Source organism: Methylobacterium oryzisoli, from assembly GCF_046557895.1.
GTDB lineage: Bacteria > Pseudomonadota > Alphaproteobacteria > Rhizobiales > Beijerinckiaceae > Methylobacterium > Methylobacterium oryzisoli.
In genome coordinates this window covers 15774-35586 of sequence record NZ_JBKIBX010000004.1, presented here as the reverse complement: position 1 = coordinate 35586, position 19813 = coordinate 15774, and the positions used below count along the sequence as shown (strand labels likewise).

Genomic DNA, 19813 nt, shown 5'->3' with positions numbered 1-19813 from the left:
GGACCATGCCGGATGATTGCCCGCCGGAGGGGGCGGCTGTCGAGCCCCCGCTCCGGGATGGAGGGCGTGCGGGCGCGCGCCTCAATGCCCGGCGGCCTCGGCCGCCGCGCGCGCGGCCTTGCGGTTGGCCTCCTCCTCGGCGGCGTCGGCGGCCTCGCTCGCCCGGAAGCTGCGCGCCCGCTCCTCGCAGCGCGCGCGCAGGCCGTCGAGTTCCTCCTCGGTCAGGTGCTCGATGCCGATATAGGCGTTCTGCGCCGCGCTCGCCCGGATCAGCTCGTCGAGCTTGGCCTGGATCGCCGCGCCGTCGCGGTTCTGGGTGTTCTGGATCAGAAAGACCATTAGGAATGTCACGATGGTGGTGCCGGTGTTGATGATGAGCTGCCACGTATCCGAGAAGTGGAACAGCGGGCCGGTGATGGCCCAGACCACGATCAGCAGCAGGCTGATCGCGAAGGTGGCGGGCTTGCCGGCCGCGCGGGCGACCGCGGCCGAGAAATCGGTGAAGGTACGGGCGATCGCCATCGGGCACCTCCTGCGACCGCCCGGTGCGGCCCTCGGGTTCCCCTACGCAATCCCTCACCGGCGGACCGGTTCCGCTCTTGACTGAGACCGGGCCCGGGCGCAGGGAAGTCCGGTCGGCGGCCTTCGCGCCGCAGCAATCCCCGACCGGATCCTCCATGCCGAGCGACAGTCATAGTCGATCGCGCCCGCCGTTCCGGCCGGCCGGCTGACCGCTCCCCGGGCCCGCGCGCCCGCGACAGCGCTCACCGCGGCCGGCCGGAACGGCAGGCCGACAGGAAGGTGAGCCATGATCGAGACCCCGACCCTCGATGCGCCCGTCGAGCCCGCGGCGCTCGCCGCGCGCCTCGCCGAGGAAAACGCCCCCGACATCGTCGAAACCCTCAACGAGGAAGCCCCCGAGGTGGCGGCGGCCATCCTGCTCGGACTGCCGCACGATCGCGCCGTCGAGGTGCTGGACCAGCCCGAACTGGACTGCGCCGCCGACATCATCGAGATGCTGCCGCGCGACCGCGTCGCCTCCTACCTCTCGGCCATGGCGGCCGACCGGGTCACCGACCTGATCCGCGAGATCGAGGAGCCGGGCCGCTCGGACCTGCGTGCGCGCCTCGACGCCGAGACGAGGGGCGCCGTCGACCGGCTGATCGCCTATCCGGAGGAGAGCGTCGGCTCGCTGATGACGACGGAGTTCGTCTCGGTCCCGACCACTTGGACGGTGCAGCAGACGCTGGAGCACATCCGCGAGGTCGAGCGCACGCGCGAGACGGTTTATTCCATCTTCGTGCTCGACCCGCGCACCCGGGCGCTCGCCAAGGCGGTGCCCCTGCGCCGCCTGCTCTCGGGCGAACCCGGCGACCCGATCCTGTCGGTGGCGCCGTCGCGCCGGCCGGTCGTGCTCACGGCCGATGCCAGCCGCGACGAGGCCGCGCGCCTGATCTCGAAGTACGACCTCCTGGCCATCCCGGTCGTGGACGAATCCAACCACGTCATCGGCATCGTGACGGTGGACGACGTCATCGACGCCATGGTCCAGCGCCAGACCGAACAGGTGCAGCGCTTCGGCGGCCTGGAGGCCCTGGACGAGCCCTACATGGACATCTCGTTCTGGCAGATGATCCGCAAGCGCGCGGGCTGGCTGTGCGTGCTCTTCCTGTCCGAGATGCTCACCGCCAGCGCCATGCAGGGCTTCGAGGGCGAGCTGGAGAAGGCGCTCGTCCTCACGCTGTTCATCCCGCTCATCATGAGTTCGGGCGGCAATTCCGGCTCGCAGGCGACCTCGCTGCTCATCCGCGCGCTGGCGCTGCATCAGGTGCGCCTGCGCGACTGGTGGCGGGTGGCGTTGCGCGAGGTTCCGGCCGGCATCACGCTGGGGGCGATCCTCGGGCTGATCGGGGTCGTGCGCATCGTCATCTGGCAGAAGGCCGGCTTCTACGATTACGGCGAGCACTGGATGCTGGTGGCCGCGACCGTCGGCACGGCGCTGATCGGCATCGTGCTGTTCGGCTCGCTCGCCGGATCGATGCTGCCCTTCCTGCTCCAGCGCCTCGGCTTCGACCCGGCCACTGCCTCGGCCCCGTTCGTGGCGACGCTCGTCGACGTCTCAGGGCTGGTGATCTACTTCACGGTGGCGCTGGTGATCCTGAGGGGCACCCTGCTGTAGGCGCCGCCCCCTTTCCCGGACGACTGAAGCGAAGCGAGGGGAGATCCGGGAACCAGCCAAGACAAGTCGTGAAGCGTCCGATCTCGACGACACCGCCGACAGATTGAGCCCCTTCGCGGCGCTTTTCGCGCTGGTTCCCAGATCTCCTTCCACTGCGTTGCACTCGTCCGGGACAGAAGAGGTTCGGTTGCGCGCTCAGCGCTCCTCGATCGTGAGCTTCTGGAACCCCTTCGGCGCCAGCTTCGGCCGCTTGGCGCTGAGGATCCGGGAGTTGACGCCCGTCCAGCCGATCTCGCCCGAGAGCCGCCCGTACTCGATCTTCGGGCAGCGGTTCATCACCACGGTGACGCCGCGCGCCTCCGCTCGGCTGGCTGCCGCGTCGTTGCGCACGCCGAGCTGCATCCAGATCACCCCCGGCAGCGGATCGAGCGACAGCGCCTCGTCCACCAGAGGGCCGGCCGCCTCCGAGTTGCGGAAGATCTCCACCATGTCGACGGGGCGCCCGAGTTCGGCGAGGCGCCCGACCACCCGCTTGCCCAGCAGGTCCTGCCCGGCGAGACCCGGATTGACCGGGATCACGTCGTAGCCGCGCTCCAGCAGGTACTTGGTGACGATCCAGCTCGGCCGGGCCGGGTTCGCCGAGGCGCCGACGAGGGCGATGGAGCGCACCCGACGCAGCAGCGCGCGCAGCGCCTCGTCGTCGTAGCGGTCGTGGCGGGCGGGGTCGAAGGCGTCGATCATCGGCGGCTCGCGGGCTTGGGTCCGGCTCCGTGGGTCCGGCTCCTTCGCACGGGAGCGCGCGCCCACGCCAGCCCTCCGGCTGCGGGAGCCCCGCCTCAGCCCTTGGCCATCAGCCCTTGGCCTTCAACCCTTGGCGGATGGCGTGATGCCGAGTTCGGCGAGCTTGGCGTGCACGGCCGTCACGGAGCGCTTCAGCTTCAGGCTCATCACCTCCGGCGACACGCCCTCGCGGGCCATGGCCCGCAGCTGCTGCACGGTCTCGAAGGTCCAACCGGCCTCGGCGGTCTCGCTCATGGCGTCCTTCCTTCGTTGCGGCCGCGGCGCGGCGGCCCGGACTCCGGCAGGTAGGGATCGGATCGGCCCCGGCAACCCGTCGAGGGCGCTTGACGGCGCGCGCGCCGCATCGCACATCGCCGCCATCAGCCGGCCGGGCGGCCGCTCCGCGCCCCGCGCGGGGAGGAAAGTCCGGGCTCCATGGAGAGACGGTGCCGGATAACGTCCGGCGGGGGCGACCCCAGGGACAGTGCCACAGAGAAGAGACCGCCGCCGGGCTCGTCCCGCCGCGGCAAGGGTGAAACGGTGCGGTAAGAGCGCACCGCGGACGCGGCAACGCGGACGGCACGGCAAACCCCACCGGGAGCAAAACCGAATAGGGGCGACACGGGCGGGCCGAAAGGCCCGCGCAGGCCCGATCTCCAGGCCCGTCGCCCGGGTTGGTTGCTCGAGGCGGCCGGCAACGGCCGTCCCAGAGGAATGGCCGCCACGTCCGGGGGACCCTCGCGGGCTCCCCGGGCCCTACAGAACCCGGCTTACAGGCCGGCTGATACTCTCCCCTCCTCCCCTCCGCCGAGCGGGGCCGCAAGGCTTCGTTAACGTTGCTGACGTCTGATCGGAGCCGGCGTGGGCGCGGCGTCCCGCGCCCGCGCGTTGACGCTCCCGGAGGCCCATGTTAGCCCGAGTCACCCCGTCCGCGGCGCCTTCCGAACCGTCGGCTGCACCCTGCGCGTGCAGGGTGGTCGGCCGTGCGTCGCCTGCCGGAGCGGGACCGACGGCGTCGCGGCGCCCAGACCGGCCGAACTCGCGGCCCGTTCGGAGTGCGGGGATCCATGCACCGTCACGTCTGCGACCGCGCCGCGCCTGCGCGGCCCGTCCGTTCGTTCCTGTCGCGGGGAGCCGCCCGATGAGCGCGGGCGAGGGCATCCCCGCCCCCCATGTCCCGGTGCTGCTCGACGAGGTCGCGGCGGCTCTGCGGCTGGGCGATGAGCCGGGCCTGATCGTGGACGGCACCTTCGGGGCCGGCGGCTACACCCGCGCGATCCTCGATGCCGATCCGCGCAACCACGTGATCGCCATCGACCGCGACCCCACCGCCATCGCGGCGGGCCGGCCGCTCGCCGCCGCACTGGAGGGCCGCCTCGTGCTGGTCGAGGGCCGTTTCGGCGACCTCGACGCGCTGGCGGCGGACCAGGGCTGCGCCGCCGTCGACGCGGTGGTGCTCGATGTCGGGGTGTCCTCGATGCAGCTCGACCGCGCCGAGCGCGGTTTTTCGTTCCGGCACGACGGCCCGCTCGACATGCGCATGGGGGCGGAGGGCCTGAGCGCGGCCGACCTCGTCAACGAGGCGTCCGAGGCCGAACTCGCCGACATCATCTACCTGTACGGCGAGGAGCGCCGGGCGCGGGTGGTGGCGCGCACGATCATCGAGGCGCGGCGCCGGGCGCCGATCACCCGCACGGGGGCGCTCGCCGACCTCGTCGCGGGCGTGGTGCGGGCGGAACCCGGCAGCGGCATCCACCCGGCGACCCGCACCTTCCAGGCCCTGCGCATCGCCGTGAACGACGAACTCGGCGAGTTGCAGCGGGCGCTGCACGCGGCGGAGCGCATCCTGCGCCCGGGCGGGCGGCTCGCGGTCGTGACCTTCCACTCGCTGGAGGACCGCATCGTCAAGCAATTCCTCTCAGCCCGCAGCGGCCGGGCCGTGTCGGCCTCCCGCCACGTGCCGATGGCGGAAAAACCCGTGCCGCGCAGCTTCACCCTCGTCACCAAGGGGCCGGTCGGCCCGGGCGAGGCGGAAGCCGCCCGCAACCCGCGGGCGCGCTCGGCGAAGCTGCGGGCGGGCGAGCGCACGGACGCGCCCGTGCCCGAACCCCTGGCCGCGCTCGAAGCGCTGGCCGCCCTTCCCTCCCGCGACCGCGGAGGCCGCCGATGATCCGCCTCCTGCACCTCGCCGCCATCGCGGGCCTGATCACCTCGGCCATCTACGCCTACTCGATCAAGTACGACACGCTCTACCAGGCCGAGCAGGTCGCCAAGCTGAAGACCCGCCTGCGCAAGGAGCGCGAGGCGATCGCGGTGCTGCGCGCCGAGTGGCAGCTCCTGACCCGTCCGGACCGGCTCCAGGCGGCGGCCGACAAGTACCTGACCATGGAGGCGAGCGGCGCGGGCCATCTCGGGCGCTTCGCCGACCTGCCGGCCCGCACGGACCGGGGCGACGAGATCGCCCGCAAGCTCGAGAGCCTGGGCCTGTTCGCCACCGCGACCCCGGGCGCCAAGGAGCGCGCGGCCTCGACCCCCGGCCGCGACGAGCCCCGCACCACCGGATCCACGTCCACCCGCACCCCGACGGCGACGAGGTAAGCTGCCGTGTCCGACGCCTCCCCCGATCCGGCCCCGATCATCCCCGAGGCGGGCGCCGCCGCCCCGCGCGCGCGGAGCTTCAAGACCATCCTGCGGGCGATGTTCCGCTTCGCCGTCGAGCGCAGCGCCGCGCGCGTCGGCCTCGTCGGCCTCGTCTTCGGCACGGTGTTCGCGGTCATCGTCGGACGCCTCGTCACCATGGCGCTGTTTCCGGACGATCCGACCGGCACCGCGCAGCGCGCGGCGGCCGGGGCCTCGACGGCGATCCGGCCCGACATCGTCGACCGCAACGGCGAGATCCTGGCGACCGACATCCGCACGGTCTCGCTCTTCGCCGAGCCGCGCAACATCTACGACAAGGACGAGGCGGTCGAACTCCTCACTGCCGTGCTGCCGGGCCTCAACGCCCGCGAGCTGCGCGAGAAGCTGAGCACCAAGAAGGGCTTCGTCTGGGTCAAGCGCGAGATCACGCCCAAGCAGCAGGCCGAGGTGCACCGGCTCGGCATCCCGGGCATCGGCTTCCTGCCCGACCACAAGCGGGTCTATCCGAACGGCGTCGCGGCGGCCCACGTGCTGGGCTTCGCCAACCTCGACAATGTCGGCATCGCCGGCATCGAAAAATACATCGACAAGTCCGGCCTCAAGGACCTCAACAGCCTGGGCTTCATCCAGCGCGCCGCCGACCTCGCCCCGGTCCGGCTCTCCCTCGACCTGCGCGCCCAGCACGCGGTGCGCGACGAGTTGGTCAAGGGCATGGAGCATTTCCGCGCCAAGGCCGCCGCCGGGCTGATCCTCGACGTCGTCACGGGCGAGGTGATCGCGCTCGTCTCGCTGCCGGACTTCGACCCGAACGAACCCGCCGACGCCCTTCATCCCGACCGCATCAACCGGATGAACGTCGGCGTCTACGAGATGGGCTCGACCTTCAAGGCCGTGACCACCGCGATGGCCATCGATTCGGGCAAGTTCAGCATCAACTCGACCTTCGACACGGCCGGCGGCGTGCTGCGCTACGGCCGCCAGGTCATCCACGAGTACCACGGCACCGGTCGCGTCCTCACCGTGCCGGAGGTGTTCATCCACTCCTCCAACATCGGCTCGGCCAAGATGGCGCTCGGCGTCGGCGTCCCGGGCCACAAGGCCTTCCTGAAGAAGATGGGCCTGCTCGACCGGATGCGGACCGAGCTGCCCGAGAGCGCCGAGCCGATCGTCCCGGCCCGCTGGAGCGAGATCAACACCATCACCATCGCCTTCGGCCACGGCCTCGCGGTGGCGCCGATCCAGGCGGCGGCGGCGGTGGCGGCGCTGGCCAACGGCGGCGAACTCGTCACCCCCACCTTCCTGAAGCGCTCGGAGGCCGAGGCGCACGAGAAGGGCGCCCGGGTGATCTCGTCCCAAACCAGCGAGGCCCTGCGCTTCATCATGCGGATGAACGCTGTCCACGGCTCGGCCAAGAAGTCGGCGATCCCCGGCTACTACATCGGCGGCAAGACCGGCACGGCCGAAAAGGTCATCAACGGCCGCTACGCCAAGAACCGGCTGTTCACGACTTTCATGGCGATCTCGCCCGCCGACAAGCCGCGCTACCTCTTCCTGACCATCATGGACGAGCCGCAGCCGGCGCCCGAGACCTTCGGCTACGCGACCGCCGCCTGGAATTCCGGGACGATCACCGGCCGGATCATCGAGCGCGTCGGCCCGGTGCTGGGCATCCCGCCGCGCTTCGAGCCGCCGGAAAAGCCCTTCCCGCAGATGGTGAAGCTGGGTGCCTGGGGCACCCGATGAGGGGGTCAGGTGAGGGACGGGAGGGCTCGACCCTGCGGACAGGCGAGCCTAGGAGTACCTCCCGGACCGATCCAGGGTGACGAGTCACGCGCGGGAACCCCTCTCCCGTGCGGGAGGGGGTGCTGCCCGCGCTTGACGCGTGACCGTGTGAGACGTCCGGCCACGAGGCCGAGCAGGCGGAACGGATGCGCGCGACCGACACAGCCCCCACGCTGGGCACCCTGTTTCCCGACGCGGCCGGCCCGGCCGCCGGGATCCCCGTGGCGGGCCTCACCGCCGACAGCCGCCGGGTCGGCCCCGGCTTCGTCTTCGTGGCGGTGCCGGGCACGAAGGCAGATGGCCGGCTCTTCGCCGCGCAGGCCGCCGCGGCCGGCGCCGTCGCGATGGCGGCCGAGGGCCCTCGCCCGGCCGAGCTGCCGGAGGCGGTGGCCTATCTCCCGGTGGCCGATTCCCGGCGGGCGCTGGCGCTCGCCGCCGCCCGCCTGCACCCGCGCCAGCCCGAAACAGTGGTGGCCGTCACGGGCACCAGCGGCAAGAGTTCGGTGGCCGACTTCGTGCGCCAGATCGCGGCGCGGCTCGGGCGGCGCTCGGCGAGCCTCGGCACGCTGGGCGTCGTGACGAGCGACGGCGCGTCCTACGGCTCGCTCACGACGCCCGATCCCGTCACCCTGCACGAGACCCTGCGGCGCCTCGCCGAGGACGGCGTCACCGATCTCGCCATGGAGGCCTCCTCGCACGGCATCGAGCAGCGGCGCCTCGACGGCGTGCGGCTCGCGGCGGCGGCCTTCACCAATCTCGGCCACGACCACCTCGACTACCACCACACCCCGGAAGCCTACCTCGCCGCCAAGCTGCGCCTGTTCGAGACGCTCCTGCCGGACGGCGCCGCCGCGGTGGTGAACGCGGACGGCCCGCAGGCCGATCGGGCGGTGCAGGCCGCCCGCGCCCGCGGGCTGCCCGTGATGACGACGGGCCGGTCCGGCGAGACCCTGCGCCTCGTCGGTGCAGAGACCCGCGCCTTCGCCCAGCACCTGACCCTCTTGGCCGAGGGCCGCGAGCATCGCGTCGACCTGCCGCTCGTCGGCGGGTTCCAAGTGGAGAACGCGCTCGTGGCGGCAGCCCTGGTGCTCGCCACCGAGGCCGGGCGCGGTCGAGCCGCCGAGGTGATCGCGGCGCTCGGCGGCCTCGCGGGGGTGCCGGGCCGGCTGGAGCGGGTCGGCACGGTCAAGGGGGCGCTCTGCGTGGTGGACTACGCCCACAAGCCGGAGGCGTTGGCCGGAATCCTGGCGGCGCTGCGGCCCTTCGCCAGCGGCCGGCTCGTCTGCGTGATGGGCTGCGGCGGCGACCGGGACCGGGCCAAGCGCCCGATGATGGGCCGCATCGCCGTGGAGGGGGCCGACCGCGTCATCGTGACCGACGACAACCCCCGCAGCGAGGATCCGGCCGCGATCCGGGCCGAGATCCTGGCCGCCGCGCCCGGCGCGGAAGAGATCGGCGACCGGGCCGAGGCGATCCGCGCAGCCGTGCGGGACCTGCGCGACGGCGATGTGCTGGTGGTGGCGGGCAAAGGCCATGAAACCGGCCAGATCGTGGGCAACCGCACCTTGCCGTTCTCGGACCATGACGCGGTCCGGGCCGCGATCGAGGAGACGCGCGCATGACAGAGCCCCTCTGGACCCTTGAGGCCGTCGCTGCCGCCACCGGCGCGCGCCTCGACGGCGAGGCGCGGCCGCTCGGCGGCCTGTCCATCGACACCCGGACCCTGAAGGTCGGCGACCTCTTCTTCGCCATCCGCGGCGAGGCCCGCGACGGGCACGACTTCGTGCGCGACGCGCTGACGCGCGGGGCGGGTGCGGCCGTGGTGAGCGCGTCGCGCGCCGCCGACCTCGCCGAGGCCGGCCCGCTGCTGGTGGTGCCAGAGGCCGAGGACGACCCGGTGCTCGCCGCCATGCGGGCGCTGGCGGTCGCGGCCCGCACCCGCACCGCCGCCCGGATCGTCGCCGTGACCGGCTCGGTCGGCAAGACCGGCACCAAGGAGGCGCTGCGCCACGTGCTCGCCGCGCAGGGGACGACGCACGCCTCGGTCGCTTCCTATAACAACCATTGGGGCGTGCCCCTGACGCTCGGCCGCATGCCGGCCGCCAGCGCCTTCGGGGTGTTCGAGATCGGGATGAACCACGCGGGCGAGATCGCCCCGCTCACCCGCCTCGTGCGGCCCGAGATCGCCATCGTCACGACGATCGAGCCGGTGCATATCGAGCATTTCCGCTCGCTGTCGGGCATTGCCGACGCCAAGGGCGAGATCTTCGCCGGCCTGGAGCCGGGCGGCGTCGCGATCCTCAACCGCGACAATCCGAGCTTCGAGCGCCTGAGCGCCCACGCACTGGCCTCGCGGGCCGGGCGGATCATCAGCTTCGGCGAGCATCCGCAGGCCGACGTGCGGGCCGAGCGGATCGTGATGCGCCCCGACCTGTCGATCGTGGACGCGCAGGTGCAGGGCGTTCCGGTCACCTACCAGCTCGGCACGCCGGGGCGCCACACCGCGCTCAACTCGCTCGCCGTGATGGCGGCCGTGCACGCGCTCGGCGCCGATCTGGCGCTCGCGGCCCTGTCGCTCGCCCAGCTGCGCCCGCCGGTGGGACGCGGCGAGCGCACGATGCTGCGGCTGCCCGGGGGCGAGGCGCTCCTCGTCGACGAGAGCTACAACGCCAACCCGGCCTCGGTGCGCGCGGCGCTGGCGACGCTGGCCGGCATCGCGGTGGAGCCCCCGGGGCGGCGCATCGCCGTGCTCGGCGACATGCTGGAACTCGGCCCGGAGGCGGCGCGCCACCACCGCGACCTCGCCGAGAGCGTGCGCGAGCACGGGATCGACCTCGTCCACACGGCCGGGCCGATGATGGCGGAGTTGTCGAATGCCCTCCCGGCTCCCCTGCGCGGCGTCGCGGCCCCGGCCTCGGGCGATCTCCTCGACGCGGTGGTGGCCGGGATCCGCCCGGGCGACGCCGTGATGGTCAAGGGCTCGAACAGCACCCGCATGGGCCGGATTGTCGAGGCGCTCAAAGCCCGCTACGGGGGCGCCACCCCGGACCGCGCCGTCGGCCGGCCGGGCTAGACTCACCCACGCCGGTTGCGGCCCGCGCGCCCGGAGAGAGACCCCACGCGGCGCCGCCAGCCTTCCTGGGCCGGCGCTCACCTCAGGCACGGGATGAGCCCCGGATGTTGTACCTCCTGTCGGAACTGAGCGGCGTCTTCTCGCCGTTCAACGTCTTCCGCTACATCACCTTCCGGACGGGCGGCGCGCTCTTCACGGCGGGCCTGTTCGTGTTCTGGTTCGGCCCGTGGATCATCTCGCTCCTGCGCCTGCGCCAGGGCAAGGGGCAGCCGATCCGCGAGGACGGGCCGCAGACCCACCTGCTCACCAAGCGCGGCACGCCGACGATGGGCGGGCTGATGATCCTGGCCGGGGTCATGGTGGCGGTGCTGCTCTGGGCGAACCCGCGCAACTCCTACGTCTGGATCACCGTGGTGGTGACGCTGGGCTTCGGCGCCATCGGCTTCTACGACGACTACCTCAAGGTGACGAAGCAGAGCCACAAGGGCTTTTCCGGCAAGTTCCGGCTCGGGCTCGAAGCGCTGATCGCGGTGGCGGCCTGCGTCGCGGTGGCGGAGTACTCGGCGCCCGGGCTCGCCTACCGGCTGGCCTTCCCGGTGTTCAAGGACGCGATCGTCAACCTCGGGATCTTCTGGGTCCTGTTCGCGAGCTTCGTCATCGTGGGGGCGGGCAACGCCGTGAACATCACGGACGGGCTCGACGGCCTCGCCATCGTGCCGGTGATGATCGCGGCGGCGACCTTCGGCATCATCGCCTACCTCGTCGGCAACGTGATCTACGCCTCCTACCTGCAGGTGAACTACGTGCCGGGCACGGGCGAACTCGCGGTGGTGTGCGGGGCACTGATCGGGGCGGGCCTGGGCTTCCTGTGGTTCAACGCGCCGCCCGCGCAGATCTTCATGGGCGACACCGGCTCGCTGGCCCTGGGCGGGCTGCTCGGCACGGTGGCGGTCGCGACCAAGCACGAGATCGTGCTCGCGGTGGTAGGGGGCCTGTTCGTGCTGGAGATCGCCTCGGTGATCATCCAGGTCGCGTCCTTCAAGCTCACCGGCAAGCGGGTCTTCCGCATGGCGCCGATCCACCACCATTTCGAGCAGAAGGGCTGGAAGGAGCCGCAGGTGGTGATCCGGTTCTGGATCATCGCCGTGGTGCTGGCCCTGCTCGGCCTCGCGACGCTGAAGCTGCGCTGAGGGTCAGAGGTCCGTCTGCGGCGCTGGATGGAAGACCGCGGGCAGCGCAGGACCCCCTCTCCCGTGCGGGAGAGGGGTAGGGGTGAGGGTACCGGGAGGGTGCAGCAAGTGGTCTCGACGCTGCCGCTACCAGCACTGAGGCTGGTTGCCGAACCTGAACGCTCCCGCTCCCCTCACCACGTTCCGCGTTTCACTGCGGCTCCACCTGGACCCTCACCCCTGCCCCTCTCCCGCTCGGGAGAGGGGTTCCCCGCGCCTCATTCTTGATAGTGGCGCGGATCCCGGGTTCAGGCCCCCGGCCTCACCCCCCGAACACCGAGGTGAGCTGCTGGCCGTTGCGGTTGATCGTCACCTCCCAGCTCGGGGCCGGGGCGCGGGTCGCGCGGTCGAGGTCGCGGGTGGTCGTGACCGGGACGCCGTTCACCGCCACGATCACGTCGCCCTTCTGCAGGCCGACCCGGTTGGCGATGCTGCCGCCGTCCACCTCGGTGATCACCACGACCTCGCCCGAGGCCTCGATCTGCATCTCCTCGGCGACCGCCGGCGAGGCATTCACCGCGGTGGCGCCGAGGAAGGGCGAGCGGGTCTTCACCTTCAGCAGGTCGCGCGGGCGGGTCTCGGGCGCGGGCGCGAGGCGCACCGGCAGCGACGTGCGCGCGGAGCCCCGCAGCACCGTGAACGTGGTCTGGCCGCTGACGCCCTTGAGGGCGAAGCGGTAGCCGAACGCCTCCGGGTCGTCGACCGGCTGGCCGTCGACGGTGAGGATCACGTCGCCGCGCTTCAGGCCGGCCTCCTCGGCCGGGCTCTTCGCCACCATGCCGGCCACCAGCACGCCGGTGGGATGGTCGAGGCCGACGCTCTCGGCGATGTCCGGGGTGACGTTCTGCAGGCGCGCGCCGAGCCAGGGCCGGCGCACCACCCGGCCGCCGCCCTTGGCGGTCTCGACCACCGCCCGCACCATGCTGGCCGGGATGGCGAAGCCGATGCCGTGGCTGCCGCCGGACTGCGAGAAGATCGCGGTGTTGATGCCGACGAGGCCGCCGTTGAGGTCGACGAGCGCGCCGCCCGAATTGCCGGGGTTGATGGCCGCATCCGTCTGGATGAAGAACTGGTAGTCGGCGGAGCCGACCTGGGTGCGCGCCAGCGCCGAGATGATGCCCTGCGTCACCGTCTGCCCGACCCCGAACGGGTTGCCGATGGCGATGACGAAGTCGCCGACCTGCAGCGCCTCGGAATCCCCGAACGCCATCGCCACGAGGCCGCCCGGCGCCTTGATGCGCAGCACCGCCAGATCGGTGCGGGGGTCGCGCAGCACGATCTGCGCCTCGAACTCGCGCCGGTCGTTCAGCGCCACCCGCACCTCGTTCATGTTCTCGATGACGTGGTTGTTGGTGACGATCAGCCCCGATTCATCGACGATGACACCCGAGCCGAGCGAGCGCTGCGCGCGCTCCTGCGGCCGGCTGCCCGGACCGGCATCGCCGAAGAAGCGGCGCAGGAACTCGTCCATGGCGCTGCGGTTGGCCGCGCGCTTTTCCACGTGGGCGCCGTAGACGTTCACCACCGAGGGCGCGGCGCGGCGCACCAGCGGCGCGAAGGAGAGCTGCACCTGCCCGCGGCTCTCGGGCAGCGCCCGGGTGGGCGGCGCCGGGTCGGCGCTCGCGGCGACGGGGCCGAGGGCGAGCGCGGCGAGCAGCAGGAGGCGCAGGCAGTGGCGCATCGGTCGGGGCTCCAGACGAGTCGAATCGGGGGGCCGGCTCACGACCGCGCGGCGCAGGCCCCGATCCTCACCAATACAGCACTGCGCTGAAATGATGGCGCCGCGGCCGTGGGACCCATCATGGGACCTGTGTCCGAACCCCTGCGCGGGTCCGGGCGTTGACCTGGCGAACCCGCGCCCGGAGAGGCGCCCGCGAGCCAGGAGAGCCGCCGTGACCCAACCCGCCGACACGCCGAAGCCCCGCACCGACCAGCCCGGTGTTCGCCAGGGCGGGAGCCCGGGGGACAAGCACCTCCCCGACAACCGCCAGGACAAGCTCAACGAGCGCCTCGACCAGGGGCTGGAAGAAACCTTCCCGACCAGCGACCCGGTCTCCGTGAAGGTGACGAAGTAGAGCCGGCCGCGCCGATCCCCGGAGACGCAAAAAGGGCGGGCCCGCGAGGACCCGCCCTTCTCGTCCGATCGGGCAATCGCCGTCAGCGCTTCGAGAACTGGAAGCTGCGGCGGGCCTTCTTGCGGCCGTACTTCTTGCGCTCCACGACGCGCGGGTCGCGGGTCAGGAAGCCCTCGCGCTTGAGCGGCGAGCGCAGGTCCGGCTCGTAGTGGGTCAGCGCCTTGGCCAGCCCGTGGCGCACCGCGCCGGCCTGGCCCGAGAGGCCGCCGCCGGCCACCGTCACGATCACGTCGTACTGGTCGACGCGGCCCGCGACGTGCAGGGGCTGCTGCAGGATCATGCGCAGCACCGGACGGGCGAAGTAGACCTCGACCGGACGGTCGTTGACCGTGATCGTGCCGCCGCCGGGCTTGATCCAGACGCGGGCGACCGCGTCCTTGCGCTTGCCGGTGGCGTAGGCCCGGCCCTGGGCGTCCAGCTTCTGGACGTGGACCGGAGCGTCGGATTCGCCCTGGGAGAGGCCGGCCTTGTTGGCCTGGCCGAGATCGGCGAGAGACTGAAGGGTCGCCATCTTACGCGCTCACGTTCTTGCGGTTGAGAGCGGCGACGTCGAGCGTCTCCGGCTGCTGGGCGGCGTGGGGGTGCTCCGAGCCCTTGTAGACCCGCAGGTTGCCGAGGATCTTCCGGAAGAGCGGCCCGCGCGGCAGCATGCGCTCCACGGCCTTCTCGACCACGCGCTCCGGGAACCGGCCTTCGAGGATGAACTTCGCCGAGCGCTCCTTGATGCCGCCCGGGTAGCCGGTGTGGTGGTAGTACACCTTCTGTTCGTACTTGCGGCCGGTGAACTTCACCTTGTCCGCATTGATGACGATGACATTGTCGCCGCAATCGACGTGGGGCGTGTACTGGGCCTTGTGCTTGCCCCGCAGACGCATCGCGATGATCGACGCGAGACGGCCCACGACGAGGCCCTCGGCGTCGATGATCACCCACTTCTTCTCGACGTCGGCGGGCTTCAGCGAAAAGGTCTTCATCGCGCTGGAATCCCGAGAGCTATCCAAGAAACAGGACGCCGCCGCGCAAGGAGGAGCGCAGCGGCGATGCGGGGGCTTCTACGCGAGCCGGTGCGCCCCGTCAATCGTGTTCGGGTGCGCCGCGTCCGGAAAAACGCGAGACGCGAGAGCGACTTCGCCATTGCGGTACTCTGATACCGCGCACGTCAGCGCGGCGGAATCGCGTAAGTGCCGGTGGCGTGGCAGACCAGCTCGCTCTCGCCTTCGCTGCGGATCAGCACCTCGCCCACCGCGAGCTGGCGCCCGAGCTTCATCAGCCGCGCCTCGCCGATCAGGTCGCGCGGCCCGGGCTTGCGCATGAAGTTGAACGACAGGTTGGTAGTCACCGCGAGCGGGACGGGGCCGAGGCTCGCCAGCACCGCCACGTAGAGCGCGACGTCGGCGAGCCCCATCATGGCGGGGCCGGAGATCGTGCCGCCCGGGCGCAGGTGCCGCTCGTGGTAAGGCAGCCGCATGGTCGCGGTCAGCGGCCCGACCGCCTCCACCACCGGCCCGGGGCCGCCGTGATGGATCTGGGGAAACACCTCGTCGAGGAAGGCGGACACCGCCTCGCGGCTCATCACGGGTTCGGGGGGCATCGGCTCCGGGTCCGTCGGGGATGGGAATGCGCGCCTTGCAGCACGGCGCCGGCCGCCCGACAATGGGCGCCCCTCACGGAGACTGACAGGCCACCGATGGACGAACCCCTTCTCCTGCGCGAGGACCGCGACGGCGTCGCGACGCTGACCCTCAACCGTCCGCGGGCGCGCAACGCCCTCTCGCTCGGGCTGCTCGGCGCGCTGCGGGACGCCTTCGCGGACTTGGCGCGGGACGAGAGCGTGCGCGTCGTGGTGATCGCGGGGGCGGGGCCGGCTTTCTGCGCGGGCCACGACCTCAAGGAGATGACCGCCTTCCGCGCCGAGGCGGACCGGGGCGCGGCGCGCTTCGCCGCGTTGTTCGACCTCTGCTCGGCGGTGATGATGGCGATCCCCGCCCTGCCCCAGCCGGTGATCGCGGCGGTGGAAGGGGTGGCGACGGCGGCGGGCTGCCAGCTCGTCGCCACCTGCGACCTCGCGGTGGCGGGCGAGGAGGCGCGCTTCGCGACCCCAGGCGTCCAGATCGGCCTCTTCTGCTCGACCCCGATGGTGGCGCTCTCGCGTAATCTTTCGCGCAAGGCCGCGATGGCGATGCTGCTCACCGCCGAGCTGGCCGACGCGGCCGAGGCCAAGGATCTCGGCCTCGTCAACCGGGTGGTGCGGGCCGGGACCGCGCTCGCCGAAGCGCAGGCGCTGGCGGCGGGCATCGCGGCGCGCAGCCCCTACACGGTGCGGGTCGGCAAGCGCGCCTTCTACGAGCAGATCGAGATGCCCCTCGCCGAGGCCTACGCGCATGCCGGCCGGGTGATGACCGAAAATATGCTGGCCCGCGCCGCCGAGGAGGGCATCGCGGCCTTCCTCACCCGCAAGGGCTGAGCCCGCCGCTGTGCCCGACCCTGGGCCTCACCACGTCCCGGTGTTCTGCATCGAGGCCCAGGGCTCCTGCGGCGGCTTGGCGCCCCCCTTCTGCAGGATCTCGATCGAGATGCCGTCCGGCGAGCGGATGAAGGCCATATAGCCGTCCCGCGGCGGGCGGTTGATGGTGATGCCGGCCTCCTGCAGCTTGGCGCAGGTCGCGTAGATGTCGTCGACCTGATAGGCCAGATGTCCGAAATTGCGCCCGCCCCCGTACTCCTCCGGGTCCCAGTTGTAGGTGAGTTCGAGGAGCGGCGACTTGGTGTCCTTGGCCCGCGCGGCATCGCCCGGGGCGGCCAGGAAGACCAGGGTGAAGCGGCCCTTCTCGTTCTCGACCCGGCGCACCTCCTGCAGGCCGAACTTGGCGCAGTAGAAGTCGAGGGCGCGGTCGAGGTCGGCGACCCGGACCATCGTGTGCAGGTATTCCATCGTCGGGGGCTCCTGAATGACGGGGCCTTAGATGGTTCGGCGGCCGGTCGGGTCAACGCACGGCCCCCCGCCACCCACCCGCCGCGTTGCGCGGGGGCGCGTCGCGGCTAAAAGAGGGACGCGGCGCCGCTCGGCGACCCGGTTTTGGCTATGGCGCAGGGTCGGGCCGCGAGACCGGCAGCCAGCGTTGCGACACCTGCTCAGGAAGCCCGGAGAACCCATGCGCACCGAGACCCCGCCGGTCATCCGCCTCGCCGACTACCGGCCGAGCGACTACCTGATCGACCGGGTCGATCTCGACGTGCGCCTGCACCCGACCGAGACGCGCGTCACCGCCACGCTGGCGCTGCGGCCCAACCCGGCGGGCGAGGCCGGGGCGCCGCTCGTCCTCGACGGCGACGACCTCACGCTGCTCGCGATCGCCCTCGACGGGCAGCCCACCGCACCCGGCGCGATCGAGGCCGGGCCGCGCGGGCTCACCCTGCACCAGCCGCCGAGCCGCCCCTTCGTGCTCAGCCTGGAGACGCAGGTGAACCCCAGCGCCAACACCAAGCTGATGGGGCTCTACCGCTCGAACGGGGTCTACTGCACGCAGTGCGAGGCGGACGGGTTCCGGCGCATCACCTACTTCCTCGACCGGCCGGACGTGCTGGCGGTCTACACCACCCGCATCGAGGCGGACCGGACCGAGGCGCCGGTGCTGCTGGGCAACGGCAACCCGGTCGAGACCGGTGAGGTGGGGCCGGACCGGCATTTCGCGGTCTGGCACGACCCCCACCCCAAGCCCGCCTACCTGTTCGCGCTCGTGGGCGGCCGGCTCGGCCGCATCGCCTCGACCTTCACTACCCTGGAGGGACGCACGGTCGAGGTCGCCGTCTACGTCGAGCCCGGCAAGGAGGAGCGCGCGCCCTACGCGCTCGACGCCGTCAAGCGCGCGATGGCCTGGGACGAGCGCGCCTTCGGCCGCGTCTACGACCTCGACGTCTTCAACGTCGTCGCGGTCTCCGACTTCAACATGGGCGCGATGGAGAACAAGGGCCTCAATATCTTCAACGACAAGTACGTGCTGGCGAGCCCCGACACCGCCACCGACACGGACTACGCCAACATCGAGGCGATCATCGCCCACGAGTACTTCCACAACTGGTCCGGCAACCGGGTGACCTGTCGCGACTGGTTCCAGCTCTGCCTCAAGGAAGGGCTGACGGTGTTTCGCGACCAGGAATTCTCGTCGGACGAGCGTTCGCGCCCGGTCCACCGCATCGCCGAGGTGCGGACCCTGCGCGCCCGCCAGTTCCCGGAGGATGCCGGCCCGCTGGCCCATCCGGTGCGTCCCCAGGCCTATCGCGAGATCAACAACTTCTACACGGCGACCGTCTACGAAAAGGGCGCCGAGATCGTGCGCATGCTGCGCACCCTGCTCGGGCCCGAGACCTTCCGGGCCGGGATGGACCTCTACTTCGCGCGCTGCGACGGCACGGCGGCGACGGTGGAGGACTTCCTCGCCGCCTTCGCGGAGGTGAGCGGGCGCGACCTCACGGCCTTCGCCCGCTGGTACGCCCAGGCCGGCACCCCGGTGGTCTCGGTGTCGGGGCGCCACGACCCGCACGCCCGCACCTACACCCTCGACTTCCACCAGAGCCTGCCGGTCGTCGCCACCGAGGCGAGCGCGGGCGGCGAGCCGCAGCCCCTCGTCATCCCGGTCGCCCTCGGCCTCGTGGCGCCGGAGGGCGGGCCGGTGGCGGCGCGATCGGAGCAGGTGCGCGACGGCGTGTTCGTGCTGGAGCAGGAGAGCGGGCGCGTCGTCTTCACCGACGTGCCCGAGGCGCCGGTGCCCTCGCTGTTTCGCGGTTTCTCGGCCCCCGTGCGGGTGGCCCACGCCCTCGACGCGGGCCAGCGCCTGACCCTGCTCGCCCGCGACAGCGACCCGTTCAACCGCTGGCAGGCGGCGCAGGGCCTCGCCCTCGACGTGCTGACGGCGCGCGCCCGCGCGGGCGCTCCCCTGGTGGACGAGGCGGGGGCGGACGGCGCCGCGCTGGCCGAGGCGCTCGGCACCTTCCTCGACGCCGAGGCCCTGGCCGATCCCGCCTTCGCGGCCCTGGTCCTGGCGATCCCGGGCGACCAGGAGGTGGCGCAGGAGATCGGCGCCAACGTCGATCCCGACGCGATCCATCGCGCCCGCTGGACCCTGCGGCAGCATCTCGGCCGCGCCCTGGCGCCGCGCCTGATCGCGCTGCGCGAGCGCCTCGCCGCCCCGGCCGACGCCCCCTTCAGCCCGGACGCGGCGAGCGCCGGGCGGCGGGCGCTCGCCAACGCCGCCCTCGACCTTGTGGCGGCCGCCGACCCGGCGACGGGCACGCACATGGCGGAGGCGCAGTTCGCCCGCGCGACCAACATGACCGACCGGCTGGCGGCGCTCGCCACCCTCGCGCTCCTGCCGGGCGAGGCACGCGAGCGCGCGCTCCAATCCTTCGCGCAGACCCACCGGACCGAGCCGCTGGTGCTCGACAAGTGGTTCTCGCTCCAGGCCACGATCCCCGAGGCGGGCACGGTGGAGCGGGTGCGGGGCCTGATGCGGCACGAGGGTTTTTCGCTCGGCAACCCCAACCGGGTGCGCTCGCTCATCGGCAGTTTCAGCCTGAACAACCCGACGCAGTTCCATCGCGAGGACGGCGCGGGCTACGATCTCGTGGCCGAGACCGTGCTGGCGCTGGACACCCGCAACCCGCAGGTCGCCGCGCGCCTCCTCACGGCTTTCAGCACGTGGCGTATGGTGGAGGCCAAGCGCCGCGCTCGGGCCGAGGCGGCGTTGCGCGCCATCGCGGGCTCGCCGGGGCTCTCGCCGGACGTCGGCGACATTGTCAACCGGTCGCTCGCTCCGGCACGTCACCAGGCAAACGCTTGAGCAGCTGTAACAATTCAGGTTCCAGCGCGCCGACTCTCAACTGTTAAACGAAAGTTTAACGCCTGTGTGACCCCAGCGACATGCTGGACAAATCGCCTGTGGAAATGTCACAAATGGATGTGATTCGGCGGGTGCCCGGCGCCCGCGGGTGAACGCTC

General features: G+C 71.9%; 18 protein-coding genes and 1 other RNA gene. 11 read left to right on the top strand and 8 right to left on the bottom strand.

Annotated elements, in window-relative coordinates:
* Nucleotides 1-81 precede the first annotated feature (81 nt).
* A complete protein-coding gene (locus tag ACKUB9_RS05730) occupies nucleotides 82-522 on the bottom strand; it encodes a low affinity iron permease family protein (protein ID WP_407520132.1) in 441 nt (146 codons plus the stop codon).
* Nucleotides 523-808: 286 nt separating this feature from the next.
* Here ACKUB9_RS05730 and mgtE point away from each other — a divergent pair, with 286 nt between their 5' ends.
* Nucleotides 809-2179, top strand: coding sequence for a magnesium transporter (gene mgtE / locus ACKUB9_RS05725; protein WP_407520131.1), 1371 nt, complete (start codon nucleotides 809-811; stop codon nucleotides 2177-2179).
* Nucleotides 2180-2374: 195 nt separating this feature from the next.
* On the opposite strand, the gene ACKUB9_RS05720 is transcribed toward mgtE, so the two are convergent.
* Both ACKUB9_RS05720 and ACKUB9_RS05715 read right to left on the bottom strand, forming a co-directional pair.
* Complete coding sequence (locus ACKUB9_RS05720) at nucleotides 2375-2920, bottom strand: CoA-binding protein (protein WP_407520130.1); 546 nt, start codon at nucleotides 2918-2920, stop codon at nucleotides 2375-2377.
* Nucleotides 2921-3043: 123 nt separating this feature from the next.
* The gene (locus tag ACKUB9_RS05715) at nucleotides 3044-3214 is read right to left on the bottom strand and encodes a hypothetical protein (RefSeq protein ID WP_407520129.1); all 171 of its coding nucleotides are present in this window, start codon (nucleotides 3212-3214) and stop codon (nucleotides 3044-3046) included.
* 125 nt (nucleotides 3215-3339) lie between these two features.
* Here ACKUB9_RS05715 and rnpB point away from each other — a divergent pair.
* The 7 genes from rnpB (at nucleotide 3340) to mraY (ending at nucleotide 11644) form a co-directional block, all read left to right on the top strand.
* An RNA gene (gene rnpB, locus ACKUB9_RS05710) (RNase P RNA component class A) lies at nucleotides 3340-3748 on the top strand.
* 352 nt (nucleotides 3749-4100) lie between these two features.
* A complete protein-coding gene (rsmH, locus tag ACKUB9_RS05705) occupies nucleotides 4101-5129 on the top strand; it encodes a 16S rRNA (cytosine(1402)-N(4))-methyltransferase RsmH (protein ID WP_407520128.1) in 1029 nt (342 codons plus the stop codon).
* Nucleotides 5126-5557 (top strand): cell division protein FtsL, encoded by a 432-nt coding sequence (ftsL, locus tag ACKUB9_RS05700; protein WP_407520127.1) that lies wholly within the window; start codon nucleotides 5126-5128, stop codon nucleotides 5555-5557. Before rsmH ends, ftsL begins: the two co-directional genes overlap by 4 nt.
* 6 nt (nucleotides 5558-5563) lie before the next feature.
* Nucleotides 5564-7342 (top strand): peptidoglycan D,D-transpeptidase FtsI family protein, encoded by a 1779-nt coding sequence (locus ACKUB9_RS05695; protein ID WP_407520126.1) that lies wholly within the window; start codon nucleotides 5564-5566, stop codon nucleotides 7340-7342.
* 185 nt (nucleotides 7343-7527) lie between these two features.
* Nucleotides 7528-9003 carry a UDP-N-acetylmuramoyl-L-alanyl-D-glutamate--2,6-diaminopimelate ligase gene (locus ACKUB9_RS05690; RefSeq protein WP_407520125.1) on the top strand — a complete coding sequence of 492 codons (1476 nt, stop codon included), beginning with the start codon at nucleotides 7528-7530 and terminating at the stop codon, nucleotides 9001-9003.
* Nucleotides 9000-10454: a UDP-N-acetylmuramoylalanyl-D-glutamyl-2,6-diaminopimelate--D-alanyl-D-alanine ligase gene (locus ACKUB9_RS05685; protein ID WP_407520124.1), complete on the top strand. Its 1455-nt coding sequence runs from the start codon at nucleotides 9000-9002 to the stop codon at nucleotides 10452-10454. Before ACKUB9_RS05690 ends, ACKUB9_RS05685 begins: the two co-directional genes overlap by 4 nt.
* 104 nt (nucleotides 10455-10558) lie before the next feature.
* Nucleotides 10559-11644: a phospho-N-acetylmuramoyl-pentapeptide-transferase gene (mraY, locus tag ACKUB9_RS05680; RefSeq protein ID WP_407520123.1), complete on the top strand. Its 1086-nt coding sequence runs from the start codon at nucleotides 10559-10561 to the stop codon at nucleotides 11642-11644.
* Between the two features lie 301 nt (nucleotides 11645-11945).
* Here the strand turns inward: mraY and ACKUB9_RS05675 are convergent, their stop codons facing one another.
* On the bottom strand, nucleotides 11946-13364 hold the full coding sequence (locus ACKUB9_RS05675; RefSeq protein WP_407520122.1) for a DegQ family serine endoprotease: 1419 nt from the start codon (nucleotides 13362-13364) through the stop codon (nucleotides 11946-11948).
* Between the two features lie 211 nt (nucleotides 13365-13575).
* Here ACKUB9_RS05675 and ACKUB9_RS05670 point away from each other — a divergent pair, with 211 nt between their 5' ends.
* Nucleotides 13576-13758, top strand: a complete 183-nt coding sequence (locus tag ACKUB9_RS05670) for a hypothetical protein (protein ID WP_407520121.1) — start codon at nucleotides 13576-13578, stop codon at nucleotides 13756-13758.
* A gap of 82 nt (nucleotides 13759-13840) precedes the next feature.
* Here the strand turns inward: ACKUB9_RS05670 and rpsI are convergent, their stop codons facing one another.
* From rpsI to ACKUB9_RS05655, 3 genes are all read right to left on the bottom strand, one after another.
* A complete protein-coding gene (gene rpsI, locus ACKUB9_RS05665) occupies nucleotides 13841-14329 on the bottom strand; it encodes a 30S ribosomal protein S9 (protein WP_407520120.1) in 489 nt (162 codons plus the stop codon).
* 1 nt (nucleotide 14330) lies between these two features.
* Nucleotides 14331-14792 carry a 50S ribosomal protein L13 gene (rplM, locus tag ACKUB9_RS05660; protein ID WP_407520119.1) on the bottom strand — a complete coding sequence of 154 codons (462 nt, stop codon included), beginning with the start codon at nucleotides 14790-14792 and terminating at the stop codon, nucleotides 14331-14333.
* A 185-nt stretch (nucleotides 14793-14977) separates the two neighbouring features.
* Complete coding sequence (locus ACKUB9_RS05655) at nucleotides 14978-15409, bottom strand: PaaI family thioesterase (protein ID WP_407520118.1); 432 nt, start codon at nucleotides 15407-15409, stop codon at nucleotides 14978-14980.
* Nucleotides 15410-15505: 96 nt separating this feature from the next.
* Here ACKUB9_RS05655 and ACKUB9_RS05650 point away from each other — a divergent pair, with 96 nt between their 5' ends.
* Nucleotides 15506-16282, top strand: a complete 777-nt coding sequence (locus tag ACKUB9_RS05650; RefSeq protein ID WP_407520117.1) for an enoyl-CoA hydratase — start codon at nucleotides 15506-15508, stop codon at nucleotides 16280-16282.
* A 27-nt stretch (nucleotides 16283-16309) separates the two neighbouring features.
* On the opposite strand, the gene ACKUB9_RS05645 is transcribed toward ACKUB9_RS05650, so the two are convergent.
* Nucleotides 16310-16750: a VOC family protein gene (locus tag ACKUB9_RS05645; protein WP_407520116.1), complete on the bottom strand. Its 441-nt coding sequence runs from the start codon at nucleotides 16748-16750 to the stop codon at nucleotides 16310-16312.
* 220 nt (nucleotides 16751-16970) lie between these two features.
* On the opposite strand from ACKUB9_RS05645, the gene pepN reads away from it, so the two are divergent.
* Nucleotides 16971-19655 (top strand): aminopeptidase N, encoded by a 2685-nt coding sequence (gene pepN, locus ACKUB9_RS05640; RefSeq protein ID WP_410824056.1) that lies wholly within the window; start codon nucleotides 16971-16973, stop codon nucleotides 19653-19655.
* The last annotated feature ends 158 nt before the right edge of the window (nucleotides 19656-19813 follow it).